Below are 14,139 nucleotides of genomic sequence, written 5' to 3'. Positions count from 1 at the left end.
CCCACCTCCGCGCCGGGCCCGGCCGGGTGCCCGGTCCACGGCGGCGGAGGGCCGCACGGGAGCACCTACCCTTGAGGGATGACCAGCAGCGGCGACCGGAGTCAGACAGTGGGCGGTACGAGAAGTTACGAGGTGCGCACCTACGGGTGCCAGATGAATGTCCACGACTCCGAACGGCTGTCCGGCCTCCTGGAGGGCGCGGGGTACGTCCGGGCGCCCGAGGGCTCCGACGGCGACGCCGATGTCGTCGTCTTCAACACCTGCGCCGTGCGCGAGAACGCCGACAACAAGCTGTACGGCAACCTCGGCCGGCTCGCGCCGATGAAGACCAGGCGCCCGGGCATGCAGATCGCCGTCGGCGGCTGTCTGGCGCAGAAGGACCGCGACACCATCGTGCGGCGCGCCCCCTGGGTCGACGTGGTCTTCGGCACGCACAACATCGGCAAGCTGCCGGTCCTCCTGGAGCGCGCCCGCGTCCAGGAGGAGGCCCAGGTCGAGATCGCCGAGTCCCTGGAGGCGTTCCCCTCCACGCTGCCGACGCGGCGCGAGTCCGCGTACGCCGCGTGGGTCTCCATCTCGGTGGGCTGCAACAACACCTGCACCTTCTGCATCGTCCCCGCGCTGCGGGGCAAGGAGAAGGACCGCCGCCCCGGCGACATCCTGGCCGAGATCGAGGCCCTGGTCGCCGAGGGCGTCTGCGAGATCACACTGCTGGGCCAGAACGTCAACGCGTACGGCTCCGACATCGGTGACCGAGAGGCGTTCTCCAAGCTGCTGCGCGCCTGCGGGGCGATCGAGGGCCTGGAGCGCGTCCGCTTCACCTCGCCCCATCCGCGCGACTTCACGGACGACGTGATCGCTGCGATGGCCGAGACGCCGAACGTGATGCCGCAGCTCCACATGCCGCTCCAGTCCGGCTCGGACACGATCCTGAAGGCGATGCGCCGCTCGTACCGCCAGGACCGCTACCTCGGCATCATCGACAAGGTGCGTGCCGCCATCCCGCACGCCGCCATCTCCACCGACATCATCGTGGGCTTCCCCGGCGAGACCGAGGAGGACTTCGAGCAGACCATGCGCGTGGTGCGCGAGGCGCGCTTCGCGCAGGCGTTCACCTTCCAGTACTCCAAGCGCCCCGGGACCCCGGCCGCCGAGATGGACGGCCAGATCCCCAAGGAGGTCGTCCAGGAGCGCTACATGCGGCTGTCCGCCCTCCAGGAGGAGATCTCCTGGGAGGAGAACAAGAAGCAGGTCGGCCGGACGCTGGAGATCATGGTCGCGGAGGGCGAGGGGCGCAAGGACGGCGCCACGCACCGGCTCTCGGGGCGCGCGCCCGACAACCGGCTCGTCCACTTCACCAAGCCGGACCAAGAGGTGCGTCCGGGCGACGTGGTGACCGTCGGGATCACCTACGCAGCCCCGCACCATCTGCTGGCCGAAGGGCCGACGACGCGGGTACGGCGCACCCGTGCGGGCGACGCGTGGGAGAAGCGGAACACCGCCGGGGCGGCGGAGCCCGCCGGGGTCCTGCTGGGCCTGCCCACCGTCGGCGTCCCGGCCCCGTTCCCCGCCGTCACCGGCGGCTGCGCCGCCCTCTGAGCGCAGCACTAGGCTTCTGATCATGCTCGTTTCCGCTGCCGTATGTCCCAGTCCGCCGCTTCTGGTGCCCGCCGTGGCGGCCGGCGCCGCGCCCGAGCTGGACGCCGCGCGCGCCGCGTGCGCCGACGCTCTGGGCGTGCTCGCCGCCGCCCGGCCCGACCGGCTGGTCGTCGTCGGGCCGGCGGAGCGCGGAACCGGGGGAACGGAAGCCCATGCGCGGGGCGCCGTGGGGTCGTTCCGCGGTTTCGGCGTGGCGGTGGACGTCGTGCTGGGCGCGGCCGGACCGGGCGGCCCGGAAACGGACTGCGCGGGGACGGAGGACGGGAGGACGGACGACCCGGGGACAGGGAGCGCCGTGCGGCGCCACCGGCCCGTGCTGCCCGCCTCCCTCGCCGTCGCGGCGTGGCTGCTGGAGCAGGTGCGCTGGTCCGCCGCGCCCGTGTCGGCGCTGGCCGTGGACCCCGCGCTCGCCACCGACCGGTGCGTCCTGGCCGGACAGGAGATCGCGGCCCGGGCCGATCGGGTGGCGCTCATGGTGATGGGCGACGCCAGCGCCTGCCGCACGCTCAAGGCGCCCGGCTATCTGGACGAGCGCGCGGCCCATTTCGACGCGTCGGTCGCCGCCGCGCTGGCGGCGGCGGATGTCGCGGCGCTGACGGCGCTCGGCGTGGAGCCCGCGGCCGGGCTGAAGGCGGCCGGGCGGGCGCCCTGGCAGGTGCTCGCGGGCGCGGCCGGGGGCGCGGGCCTGGCGGGCGCGCTGCTGTACGAGGACGCGCCGTACGGCGTCGGGTACCTCGTGGCCGCCTGGTCCTAGTGCAGCGCGTCCCAGGTCCTTTGCCGGTTGCTGGTGGTCGCCTTGGTGACGGTGGGTGAGGATAACGCGGCCTTGGTGTACTCCGCTGGGGCGGTCTGGGGGTGGCGGGCGTGGTCGGCGTCGGCGTCGTAGCGCCACTGGTAGGGGCGGGCGGTGCGGTTGTGTCGGATCGTGGAGGCGGTGATCTGGGCTTCGAGGCCTTGCGGGAGGTGAAGTCGCCGCGGCGGATCAGGCGGCGGGTCAGGACGCCGAACCACTGCTCGACCATGTTCAGCCAACTGACATGCTTGGGCGTGTGGGTGACGGTGATTCGCGGGTGGGGCGCGGGTGGCCCGGGAGGTGTGTGAGGAGCCGTTGTCCATGATCAGGTGGAGGCGCAGGACCGGGTCGGTCAGCCGGTGCGATCGCCGTAGGAAGGCGATGAAGGGGGACGAGCCGTTGCGCTCCATGCGCTCGGCCAGTACCTGGCCGGTGGCCACGTCCATGGCGGCGACGATGGAGACGGTGCCGTGCCGGCGGTACTCGTACTCGCGCCGCTCGGCCTGTCCGGGGTGGGTGCGCCGGGTGGGGTAGCGGCGGGACTTGGCCTGGATGCCGGTCTTCGCATCCACGCTGACCAGGAGCGTGCCGGGTGGGATGTCCAGGTAGAGACGGCACACCGCGTCGGCCTGGGCCCAGAACGCGTCATCGTCGGCCGGCCGCGGCCCCTGTGCGGGCGCACCTTGCGTTCCTGCTTGCGTGAAAGCCGCAACGGCGGTGCGGGTGGATGGGCCACGAAGGGGTGCGTTTCCTTTGGAGTGAGCACCAGCCGGAAGCTGTTGTGATCGTCAACCGCTGACAGCCTTCTGACGCTTCGCTCCATGCCGGACGGGTGGGCGAAGCGGGGACATCCCCGGTCAGGCCCATCCCTCCAAGGAAACGCACGTGGGCGTCGACGGGTCCGCCCAGGGAGACCCGTGAGGCGTCAGCTCTGTGCCGTGGGGCGGACGACGATGTCGCCGACGTCGACGTTCGACGGCTGCTCGATCGCGAAGGCGACAGCGCGGGCGATGTCGTCGGGGGAGAGGGAGAAGTCGACCGCCGGGGCCTGCGACTTGACGGTGGGGCTGGTGACCGAGTCGGCGAACTCCGTCGCGACGTAGCCGGGCGAGATCATGGTGACCCGCAGGCCGGGCCCGGCCTCCTGGCGCAGTCCCTCGGATACGGTGCGGACTGCGTTCTTCGTCGCCGCGTAGACGGCCTGGTTCGGCACGATGCGCAGCCCAGCGGTCGAGACGACGTTGACGAACTGCCCCGTGCCCTGCTTGCGGAACACGGGGAGCGCCGCCGCGATCCCGTGCAGCACGCCGCGGAAGTTGACGTCGATCATCTGGTCCCAGTCCTCGACGCGCAGCTCGTCGAACGGCGAGATAGGGCCGATCCCGGCGTTGCTGACGAGGACGTCGAGCGCGCCATAGCGCCCGCAGGCGTACGCCACCAGGTCCGCGAGGTCTCCTCGGCGACGCACGTCCGTCGCCTTCCAGACGGCCGTGCCGCCATTGGCCTCGATACGGGCGCCGAGCGCTTCCAGCCGGTCGCTCCGACGCGCTCCGAGGACGAGCTTCGCGCCGCGCGACGCGAGGAGCAGTGCGCTCGCCTCGCCGATCCCGCTGCCCGCGCCCGTGATGGCCACCACCTTGCCGTCGATCCCTGTCATGCTCGGCCTCCAATGCTAGAAGTAAGAGGGCTATCACTTATAAAGTAAGTGGTCCCTTACTTATGGTCAAGGAGGTGGACCGAGTGACTGACGCAGCAAGTGGGGCGGGGGGTGAGCGCCCTGCCCGGGGGCAGCTCCGCTCGGCGCTGATCGCTGAGAGCTTCGCGCTGCTCTCGGAGGCGGGGATGGCCGGCTTCTCCGTCGCCGAACTCGCCCGCAGGCTCGGAGTGAGCACGGCCGCCCCGTACCGTCACTTTCCCCACCGTGACGCGCTGCTCGCCGTCGTCGCGGCACAGGCCGCCGACGAGCTCGCCCGGTCCATCGAGGCCGCCGCGCAGGCGGCCGGTCCCGACCCGATCGACCGGCTCGCGGCCACCGCGGGGGCATACGTGCGCCACGTGTCCGACCGCGGTGCCGGCTTCGACGTGATCTTCGCCCGGGAGCTGAGGCCGCTGCGCGACGCCGACGTGGCCCGGGCCGGCCGGGACCTGATGACGCTGCTGCTCGACCTCGCCCGGCAGGCGGGCCACGCCGACCCTTCCCGAGCACTGCTCCTACTCGAACAGCTTTTCGCCCTAGCCCACGGCTACGTCACCCTGGACACGGAGGACTTCCTGACGCGCTCCCGGCTCTCCCCTGAGGACGTCGCCACCCGCGCCACGCGCGCGGCGAGGGCGCTGCTGCGCGGCAACGTGACGTGAGCACTAGCCGGGAGCTTGGGTGATCACCCTGCCGGTCCCCCCAAACGCCTCAAGGAAGAGGTCGACGACACCGTCGACCACCACGCCTTCCAGCTGCAAAGCCGGCCCGCCTTGGCCGAGGTTGACACCCGGTGGCGCGGTTCGTTGGGCTACCTCACGGCGATCGTCGAGAAAGAGGGCGAGGGCGTGCGCATCCCGCTGTGCCTGCGACGCGCTGCACTAGGAGCGGGTCCTGGCAGCACGCGTCCAGTGCCCCGGGGAGACTCGCTACGGGGCGGTGGGGAGATGCGGTGCGGGGCGGTGGAAGGGCGCGTCACGGGGCGGTACGAGGCCCTCGCGGCGCCCCGTACCGCCCCGTGACGCGTGCGTCCGGAGAGTCCGGAGAATCAGGAAGCGGGCGGCGGCGGGGGAGTGCCGTCGTCCTTGTGGGAGAGCTTGCCGAGGGCGTCCTTGGCCTTGCCCGTACCCGTGTCGATCTTGTCGCTGTACTTGCCCTTGGTCTTCTCGTCGACCGTGCGGGCGGCCTTGTCCAGCCCCTGTTCGATCTTGTCCCCGTGCTGCTGCGCGAGGTCGGCGACCTTTTCCTTGGCCGGACCGATCTTGGCCTTCAATGAATCCAGGAAGCCCATGGGCCACCTTCCCTCGGAGGAGACAACAGCCTACTGGCGGGTGCTCTTTCCGGCCTCGTTGTCCGCCGCCGCCTCCGCCGACTGCTGCTTCGGGATCTCCACCCCCTCGGCGGCGACGGTCCGCGCCCGGTCGCTCTCGGCCGGCCCGGCCTCCGCCGTGCCGGTCTCCTTCACCCCGGATCTCCTGCTGAACCAGGAAAAAACACCCATATCTCCTCCATATCCTACGCGCGGGGGCGAAGATCCGCGCCGTCCTGAGCCGCCCGTCGCACGGCTCGGGGTTCCGGTCCCGGAAACCCACGGCCGGGACCCCGCAACAGGCAACGACCCCGGCGGTGCCCCGTCACGTAACTCGTTCGGGCAGGGGCCCCTTGTTTGCGAGACTGGGGCAGTGAGAAGCGCACCTACCGCACCGCGGGTCATCGCCGTCGTCGGTCCCACCGCGGCCGGCAAGTCCGATCTGGGCGTCCACCTCGCCCGGCAACTCGGCGGTGAGGTCGTCAACGCCGACTCCATGCAGCTCTACCGGGGGATGGACATCGGCACCGCCAAGCTGACGACCGAGGAGCGTGCCGGAGTACCGCACCACCTCCTGGACATCTGGGAGGTCACCCAGGCGGCGAGCGTCGCCGAGTACCAGCGGTCGGCCAGGGCGGCGATCGACCGGCTGCTCGCCCAGGGCCGTACGCCCGTCCTGGTGGGCGGCTCCGGGCTGTACGTGCGCGGGGCCATCGACGCCCTCGACTTCCCCGGCACCGACCCCGAGGTCCGCGCCCGGCTGGAGGCCGAGCTCACCCTCCGCGGCTCCGGCGCGCTGCACGCCAGGCTGTCCGCCGCCGACCCCCAGGCGGGCCGCGCGATCCTGCCCAGCAACGGCCGCCGCATCGTCCGCGCGCTGGAAGTGATCGAGATCACCGGCAAGCCCTTCACCGCCAATCTGCCGGGCCACGAATCCGTGTACGACACCCTCCAGATCGGCGTCGACGTCGCCCGCCCGGAGCTGGACGCGCGGATCACCCGCCGGGTCGACCGGATGTGGGACGAGGGACTGGTGGACGAGGTGCGCGCCCTGGAGGCGCGGGGACTGCGCGAGGGGCGTACGGCCTCCCGCGCCCTCGGCTACCAGCAGGTGCTCGCCGCGCTCGCCGGTGAGTGCACCGAGGAGGAGGCGCGCGCGGAAACCGTACGCGCCACCAAACGCTTCGCGCGCCGCCAGGACTCGTGGTTCCGCCGCGACTCCCGCGTCCACTGGCTGGCCGGCGGAACGGAGGACCGGGAAGAACTCCCCCACCGGGCGCTCGCGTTGGTCGAACGGGCGGTCACAGCCTGATCACGTGATGGCATCGGGACGCTCCGCGCGTCCGTGCGGTCCTCCCGGGCGTGCCATCATCGAGCAACGGTCGACCATCGGGCATCGATCGACCAGTGGAGTCCGACTTGGGAGGGCGCGTGGCGATGGAGGCCGGCCCTCGCGACAGAGAACCCACGCCCTCGGAGACACCGGAGGACGGGCCGAGGCTGAGTCCTGACGGTCCGGAGGACGAGACCGTCACCGACGAGGTCCAGGTCGAACTCCGGCCCCAGCGCAGGCTGCGGATCTGGCAGCTCGCCCCCATCGTGACCCTCGCCGCCGTCGGATCGCTCATGTTCGCCTTCCCTCTCGCCTTCGGCACCGGGGACGGCGGGGCGGTCGTCGCCATGCTCGGACTGCTGATCAGTTGCTGCGCCGCGGGCGCGGGCATGATGACCGCGCGCCGGGTCGGCCACACCTGGCCGGGGCTGCCGAGCCGGTCCTCGGGCGAGCGCCCCGACTGGCGCGTCCTCGGCCTGTACGTGGCCGTGGGCGCCGTCCTGGTCGCCCTCGCCGTCTGGCGGGTGGCCCGGCTGCGCTGACCGGGCCATGACGCGCCGCGGAACCCGCCCGGGGCTTCCCGCCGGCCGTCCCGGACGGCGATGTCCGACCCGGCTCGTACGATGGTTCCCGTGAGCACTTCGCAGACCGCCGCCTCGCCCGCCGCGCCCCTCGCCTTCCTCAAGGGCCACGGGACGGAGAACGATTTCGTGATCGTTCCCGACCCGGAGAACGCCCTGGAGCTGCCGCCGCGCGCCGTCGCCGCCCTCTGCGACCGCCGGGCCGGCATCGGCGGCGACGGGCTGCTCCACGTCGTACGGTCCGCCGCGCACCCCGAGGCGCGCGCCATGGCCGGCGAGGCCGAATGGTTCATGGACTACCGCAACGCCGACGGGTCGGTCGCCGAGATGTGCGGCAACGGCGTGCGGGTCTTCGCCCGCTACCTCCAGCGCGCCGGACACGCCGAGGCCGGCGACCTGGCCGTCGCCACCCGCGGCGGCGTCAAGAAGGTGCACCTCGCCAAGGACGGCGCGGACGGCGGGGCCGGGGACATCACGGTCCACATGGGGCGCGCCGTACTCCCCGACGAGCAGGCGGCGGTCACGGTCGGCGGCCGGGAATGGCCCGCCCGCAACGTCAACATGGGCAACCCCCACGCTGTCGCGTTCGTCGAAGACCTGGCGGACGCGGGGGAGCTGCGCACCGCACCGCCCGTCAGCCCCGCGTCCGTCTACCCGGACGGGGTGAACGTCGAATTCGTCGTCGACCGCGGCCCCCGCCATGTCGCGTTCCGTGTCCACGAGCGCGGCTCCGGCGAGACCCGCTCCTGCGGTACGGGCGCCTGCGCCGTGGCGGTCGCCGCGGCCCGCAGAGATGGCGTGGACCCGGCGGTGACCGGCGAGTCCGTCACGTACACCGTGGACCTGCCCGGCGGACGGCTCCTCATCACGGAGCGTCCGGACGGCGCCGTCGAGATGACAGGGCCCGCCGTCATCGTCGCGGAGGGTCACATCGATCCGGTCTGGCTCGAATCCGCCTTCGGTTAAATCGTCGCTCGGATGAGTGATCCGTTTCACGTCGGGCGGGACCGGGACTGCCCGACGTGCCGGGGTCGATAGCATCAAGCACCGGCCCGGAGGGCGTTCCCGCCCTCTCCCCGCCGGTCGAAGCTGCCCGGAGGTGCCCCATGAGCGCAGAGGCAACCAGCCCTGGTGCCCACAGCCGCAGACGCGGCCTTCCCCGGATCGACCTCCGCAGGCTCGGCAGGGCCGCCTTACTCGGACCCGCCACCAGGGACCGGCTGCCGGCCGCCATCGGCCATGTCGCTGAGGCGCACCGCGCGCACCACCCGGACGCCGATCTCGCCGTGCTGCACAAGGCGTACGTCCTGGCCGAGGCCTCGCACCGCGGGCAGTACCGCAAGAGCGGCGAGCCGTACATCACGCATCCGCTCGCCGTGACCCTGATCCTGGCCGAACTGGGCGCCGAGACCACGACCTTGACCGCCTCCCTCCTCCACGACACCGTGGAGGACACCGACGTGACCCTCGATCAGGTCCGCGCGGAGTTCGGCGACGAGGTCTGCTACCTGGTCGACGGCGTGACCAAGCTGGAGAAGGTCGACTACGGGGCGGCGGCCGAGCCCGAGACCTTCCGCAAGATGCTCGTCGCCACCGGCAACGATGTCCGGGTGATGTCGATCAAGCTGGCGGACCGGCTGCACAACATGCGCACCCTCGGGGTGATGCGCCCCGAGAAACAGGCCCGGATCGCCAAGGTCACCCGCGACGTGCTCATCCCCCTCGCGGAACGCCTCGGCGTCCAGGCGCTCAAGACCGAACTGGAGGACCTGGTCTTCGCCATCCTCCATCCCGAGGAGTACGCGCACACCCGCGCCCTGATCGCGGACAACGCCACCGCGGGGGACGCGCTCGCGGCCATCTCCGAGGACGTCAGGCGCGTGCTGCGCGAGGCGGGCATCACCGCGGAAGTCCTGGTCCGGCCCCGGCACTTCGTCTCCGTGCACCGGTCCGGGCTGAAACGCGGCGAGCTGCGCGGCACGGACTTCGGCAGGCTGCTGGTGCTGGTCACCGAGGACGCCGACTGCTACGCGGTCCTCGGCGAACTGCACACCTGCTTCACCCCGGTGATCTCCGAGTTCAAGGACTTCATCGCGGCGCCCAAGTTCAACCTGTACCAGTCGCTGCACACGGCGGTCGCCGGCCCGGACGGCGCCGTCGCCGAAGTCCTCATCCGTACACACCGGATGCACAAGGTCGCCGAGGCCGGGGTGGTCGCCCTCGGCAACCCGTACGCGTCCACCGACGCCACCGGGTCCCACGACACCGCCGAACGCGCCCCGGCCACGGACCCGCAGGACGGCGAGCGCGCCGACCCGACCAGGCCCGGCTGGCTCTCCCGCCTCCTGGAGTGGCAGGAGGCGACCACCGACTCGGACGCCTTCTGGACGACGCTCCGCGCGGACCTCGCCCAGGACGCGGAGATCACCGTCTTCCGCGCCGAGGGCGGCATGCTCGGTCTGCCCGCCGGGGCGAGCTGCGTGGACGCCGCGTACGCGCAGCACGGCGAGGCCGCGCACGGCTGTCTCGGAGCGCGCGTCAACGGCCGTCTGGCGCCGCTCTCCACGGTCCTGCGGGACGGCGACACGGTCCAGTTGCTGCTGGCCCAGGACGCCGCCTCGGGGCCCTCACCGCAGTGGCTCGACCACGCCCGTACGCCCGCAGCCCGGATCGCGATCACCGGCTGGCTGGCGGCCCACCCCGAGGCGGTCGGGACGCCCGACGCAGCGCCCCGCGCGGCACTCGCCGTCACCGCCGACCGGCGGGGCGGGACCAACGCCGTGGTGGACCTGCCGGGCGCCACCGTACGGCTGGCCGGCTGCTGTACGCCCGTACCGCCCGACGCGGTGACCGCCTTCTCCGTGCGCGGCGGCGTGGTCACCGTCCACCGCAAGGAGTGCCGCGCCGTGGAGCGTATGCGCGCGCTGGACCGGCGACCGATCCCGGTGACCTGGGGCGACGCGCCGGAGTGCCGAGTGACGCTGTACGCCGAATCGTTCGGGCGGCCCCGGCTGCTCGCGGACCTCACGGAGGCCATCGCCACGGCGGGCGCGGCGATCGTGTCGGCCACGGTGGAGCCGCCCAGCGAGCAGCGCGTACGGCACACGTACACGCTGGAGCTGCCGGACGCGGCGGGCCTGCCCGGCCTGATGCGCGCCATGCGCGACGTACCGGGCGTGTACGACGTCAGCCGCGCCCAGCACCCGGCGACCGCCTGAGCCGCGCGAGGCCGGACGAAAGCGCCCGCCGTGACCGTACGTCCCCGCGACGTACGTCCACGGCGGGCGCCGCCGGCGCTCCGGACGTCTCCAGGAACTCACCCGCCGTCAACTTCGTGTGACGGGGCATCCGGCGGCGGTACCCGCCCGCGAGCTGCCCCTTTCGGGTGGGAGCGGTGCGCGCCGTCACCGCGCGCCGGGCGGCCGCTGATAGCCGTGGTCCATGCTGTCAACGCTGTCCCTCTCCCGCCGCCTGCGCGCCGCTCTGCTGGCCGCGGCCTCGGCCACCCTCGTCGCAGCGACGCTGCCCCCGCCCGAGCCGCTCGGCATCGGCGATCCGCTCTTCCCGTATCTGGGCAACCCCGGGTACGACGTCCTCGCGTACGATCTCGCCCTCACCTACGGCGGCGACCACGACAAGCCCCTGGACGCGATCACCAGGATCGACGCGAGGGCGACCCAGCGCCTGGACCGCGTCAACCTCGACTTCACCCACGGCGAGGTCCGCTCCGTCGAGGTCGACGGGGCGGCGGCGGAGTTCGCGACGGCCGGGGAGGACCTGGTGATCACGCCGGCCGAGGAGGTCGACGAGGGCGAGCGGATGAGGATCACCGTCCACCACACCAGTGACCCGGCCGGCGAGGGCGGCGGCTGGGTACGGACCACCGACGGGCTGGCGATGGCCAACCAGGCCGACGCCGGGCACCGTGTCTTCCCCGGCAACGACCATCCCGCCGACAAGGCGTACTTCACCTTCCGGATCACCGTCCCCGAGCGGCTGACGGCGGTCGCCAACGGCCTCCCCGTGGGGAAGACGCGCCAGGGCGCCCACACCACCTTCGTCTACCGCACCCAGCACCCCATGGCGACGGAGCTGGCGCAGGTCTCCATCGGGGACTCGGCCGTGCTGCGCCGTGAGGGCCCCGGCGGCCTCCCCGTACGCGACGTGGTGCCCGCCGCCGACCGCGACGTGCTGGAGCCCTGGCTCAGGAAGACTCCCGACCAGATCCGGTGGATGGAGCAGCAGGTCGGGGCGTACCCCTTCGAGACGTACGGTCTGCTGATCGCCGGCGCCGACACCGGCTTCGAACTGGAGACGCAGACTCTCTCGCTCTTCGAACGCTCCCTGTTCACCGGCTCCGCCTTCTCCGAGTGGTACGTCGACTCGGTCATGGTCCACGAACTGGCCCACCAGTGGTTCGGGGACAGCGTCAGCCCGCATACCTGGTCGGATCTCTGGCTCAACGAGGGACACGCCACCTGGTACGAGGCCCGCTACGCGCAGGAGCACGGCGGCAAGGCGCTGGAGACCCGGATGCGGGACGCCTACCGGCGCTCCGACGGCTGGCGTGCGGCCGGTGGCCCGCCCGCGGCCCCGAAGCCGCCGACGCCGGGGGATCAGATCAGCCTCTTCCGGCCGGTCGTCTACGACGGCAGCGCCCTCGTCCTGTACGCGCTGCGCCAGGAGATCGGGGAGGACGCCTTCGGGCGGCTGGAGCGCGACTGGGTACGTCTCCACCGGGACGCCACGGCGACCACGGCGGACTTCACCGAGTTGGCGTCCGGGGTCGCGGGGCGTGACCTGTCCGCGTTCTTCATGGCGTGGCTGTACGGGCGGACCACCCCGCCGATGCCCGGCCACGCCGACTGGCGCAGCGACCCGCCCACGGCCGGGAAGACCCGCGAAACCGGAGTGACGGCCGGGCGGAACCGTGCCACCATCGACGAGTCGGCGACGCGGCCGGGAATCAATCCCGGCCGTCACGCGTTGTGACTGACGTAACGGACTCTCTTTCGACGTAAGGATCCAATGACCTCCTCTTCCTCCCCTTCCCAGGACACGCAGAACTTCGCGGACACCCGCACGGAAAGCCTTCGGGCCGATGCCCTGATGGAAGAGGACGTCGCCTGGAGCCACGAGATCGACGGAGAGCGGGACGGCGACCAGCTCGACCGCTCGGAGCGGGCCGCGCTGCGGCGTGTGGTGGGCCTCTCCACGGAGCTCGAAGACGTCACCGAGGTCGAGTACCGCCAGCTGCGTCTGGAGCGCGTCGTCCTGGTCGGTGTCTGGACCTCGGGGACCCTCCAGGACGCCGAGAACTCCCTCGCGGAGCTGGCCGCCCTCGCCGAGACGGCGGGCGCGCTGGTGCTCGACGGGGTGTTCCAGCGCCGGGACAAGCCCGACTCCGCGACGTACATCGGCTCCGGCAAGGCCCAGGAGCTGCGGGACATCGTGGAGGAGAGCGGCGCCGACACCGTCGTCTGTGACGGTGAGCTGAGCCCCGGCCAGCTCATCCACCTCGAAGACGTCGTCAAGGTCAAGGTCGTCGACCGTACGGCCCTGATTCTGGACATCTTCGCCCAGCACGCCAAGTCCCGTGAGGGCAAGGCGCAGGTCGCGCTCGCCCAGATGCAGTACATGCTGCCGAGGCTGCGCGGCTGGGGCCAGTCGCTCTCCCGGCAGATGGGTGGCGGCGGCGGTGGCGGGATGGCCACCCGCGGCCCCGGTGAGACCAAGATCGAGACGGACCGGCGGCGGATCCGCGAGAAGATGGCGAAGATGCGCCGGGAGATCGCGGAGATGAAGACCGGCCGTGAGATCAAGCGCCAGGAGCGCCGCCGCAACAAGGTGCCCTCGGTGGCCATCGCCGGATACACCAACGCGGGCAAGTCGTCCCTGCTCAACCGGCTCACCGGCGCGGGCGTCCTGGTGGAGAACGCGCTGTTCGCCACCCTCGACCCGACCGTACGGCGGGCCGAGACCCCGAGCGGCCGGCTCTACACCCTGGCCGACACGGTCGGCTTCGTCCGCCATCTGCCGCACCACCTGGTCGAGGCGTTCCGTTCCACGATGGAGGAGGTCGGGGACTCCGACCTGATCCTGCACGTGGTGGACGGCTCGCACCCCGTGCCGGAGGAGCAGCTCGCCGCCGTACGCGAGGTGATCCGCGAGGTCGGCGCGGTCGACGTACGCGAGATCGTCGTGATCAACAAGGCGGACGCTGCCGATCCGCTGGTCCTCCAGCGGCTGCTGCGCACGGAGCGCGACGCGATCGCGGTCTCCGCGCGGACGGGCGAGGGCGTCGCGGAACTGCTCGCGCTGATCGACGCGGAGCTGCCCCGCCCCCAGGTCGAGGTCGAGGTGCTGCTGCCGTACACGCAGGGCGCCCTGGTCTCGCGGGTGCACGCCGAGGGCGAGGTGCTGTCCGAGGAGCACACTCCGGAGGGCACGCTGCTCAAGGCCCGGGTCCACGAGGAACTGGCCGCGGCGCTCGCCGCGTATGTGCCGGTGGCTCACTGACGCGTACGGCATGGCGCGGGCCGGGAGCCGTGCCCGTACGCGACCGTACGGGCACGGCTCCCGGCCCCTACCGCTCAAGGCGGAGGCCCGCCCCCTGGAAACCGCCAAAGTGCGAGGGGGCGGTCCTCCGCCGGTTTCCCGGACGTCCGGATACGGCGGCGGGGGGGGCCCCCCCCGCCCGCCCCCCCCCCCCCCCCCCCCCGCCCCCGCCGCCCGGGAGCCGGCGAACACCGTGGTGGGCCCCGCGCC

General features: G+C 72.3%; 13 protein-coding genes. 9 read left to right on the top strand and 4 right to left on the bottom strand.

Annotated elements, in window-relative coordinates:
• Positions 1-78: 78 nt before the first annotated feature.
• Positions 79-1,599 (top strand): tRNA (N6-isopentenyl adenosine(37)-C2)-methylthiotransferase MiaB, encoded by a 1,521-nt coding sequence (gene miaB / locus ACIQ7D_RS34460; RefSeq protein WP_403944659.1) that lies wholly within the window; start codon positions 79-81, stop codon positions 1,597-1,599.
• Between the two features lie 22 nt (positions 1,600-1,621).
• Positions 1,622-2,413, top strand: coding sequence for a hypothetical protein (locus ACIQ7D_RS34455; RefSeq protein ID WP_403944657.1), 792 nt, complete (start codon positions 1,622-1,624; stop codon positions 2,411-2,413).
• Here ACIQ7D_RS34455 and ACIQ7D_RS34450 read toward each other — a convergent pair.
• Positions 2,410-3,072: a transposase gene (locus ACIQ7D_RS34450; protein WP_403944656.1), complete on the bottom strand. Its 663-nt coding sequence runs from the start codon at positions 3,070-3,072 to the stop codon at positions 2,410-2,412. The genes ACIQ7D_RS34455 and ACIQ7D_RS34450 overlap by 4 nt on opposite strands.
• A 305-nt stretch (positions 3,073-3,377) precedes the next feature.
• Positions 3,378-4,109: an SDR family oxidoreductase gene (locus tag ACIQ7D_RS34445; RefSeq protein ID WP_403944653.1), complete on the bottom strand. Its 732-nt coding sequence runs from the start codon at positions 4,107-4,109 to the stop codon at positions 3,378-3,380.
• Positions 4,110-4,192: 83 nt separating this feature from the next.
• Between ACIQ7D_RS34445 and ACIQ7D_RS34440 the strand changes: the two genes are divergently transcribed.
• The gene (locus ACIQ7D_RS34440; RefSeq protein WP_403944652.1) at positions 4,193-4,810 is read left to right on the top strand and encodes a TetR/AcrR family transcriptional regulator; all 618 of its coding nucleotides are present in this window, start codon (positions 4,193-4,195) and stop codon (positions 4,808-4,810) included.
• A gap of 386 nt (positions 4,811-5,196) precedes the next feature.
• Here the strand turns inward: ACIQ7D_RS34440 and ACIQ7D_RS34435 are convergent, their stop codons facing one another.
• Complete coding sequence (locus ACIQ7D_RS34435; protein ID WP_403944649.1) at positions 5,197-5,439, bottom strand: antitoxin; 243 nt, start codon at positions 5,437-5,439, stop codon at positions 5,197-5,199.
• A gap of 30 nt (positions 5,440-5,469) precedes the next feature.
• Positions 5,470-5,649: a hypothetical protein gene (locus ACIQ7D_RS34430; RefSeq protein WP_403944647.1), complete on the bottom strand. Its 180-nt coding sequence runs from the start codon at positions 5,647-5,649 to the stop codon at positions 5,470-5,472.
• A gap of 181 nt (positions 5,650-5,830) precedes the next feature.
• On the opposite strand from ACIQ7D_RS34430, the gene miaA reads away from it, so the two are divergent.
• The 6 genes from miaA (at position 5,831) to hflX (ending at position 13,890) form a co-directional block, all read left to right on the top strand.
• Positions 5,831-6,769: a tRNA (adenosine(37)-N6)-dimethylallyltransferase MiaA gene (gene miaA, locus ACIQ7D_RS34425; RefSeq protein WP_403944645.1), complete on the top strand. Its 939-nt coding sequence runs from the start codon at positions 5,831-5,833 to the stop codon at positions 6,767-6,769.
• Between the two features lie 125 nt (positions 6,770-6,894).
• Positions 6,895-7,332 (top strand): hypothetical protein, encoded by a 438-nt coding sequence (locus ACIQ7D_RS34420; protein WP_403944642.1) that lies wholly within the window; start codon positions 6,895-6,897, stop codon positions 7,330-7,332.
• A gap of 81 nt (positions 7,333-7,413) precedes the next feature.
• On the top strand, positions 7,414-8,337 hold the full coding sequence (gene dapF / locus ACIQ7D_RS34415; RefSeq protein WP_403944640.1) for a diaminopimelate epimerase: 924 nt from the start codon (positions 7,414-7,416) through the stop codon (positions 8,335-8,337).
• Positions 8,338-8,477: 140 nt separating this feature from the next.
• Positions 8,478-10,589 carry a RelA/SpoT family protein gene (locus tag ACIQ7D_RS34410; protein ID WP_403944638.1) on the top strand — a complete coding sequence of 704 codons (2,112 nt, stop codon included), beginning with the start codon at positions 8,478-8,480 and terminating at the stop codon, positions 10,587-10,589.
• A 223-nt stretch (positions 10,590-10,812) separates the two neighbouring features.
• Positions 10,813-12,363: a M1 family metallopeptidase gene (locus ACIQ7D_RS34405; protein ID WP_403944636.1), complete on the top strand. Its 1,551-nt coding sequence runs from the start codon at positions 10,813-10,815 to the stop codon at positions 12,361-12,363.
• 36 nt (positions 12,364-12,399) lie between these two features.
• A complete protein-coding gene (gene hflX, locus ACIQ7D_RS34400; protein WP_403944634.1) occupies positions 12,400-13,890 on the top strand; it encodes a GTPase HflX in 1,491 nt (496 codons plus the stop codon).
• Positions 13,891-14,139: the final 249 nt, after the last annotated feature.

It is taken from the genome of Streptomyces sp. NPDC096310, assembly GCF_044763125.1.
Taxonomy (GTDB): Bacteria; Actinomycetota; Actinomycetes; order Streptomycetales; family Streptomycetaceae; genus Streptomyces.
This window is presented reverse-complemented; position numbering and strand designations above follow the sequence as displayed.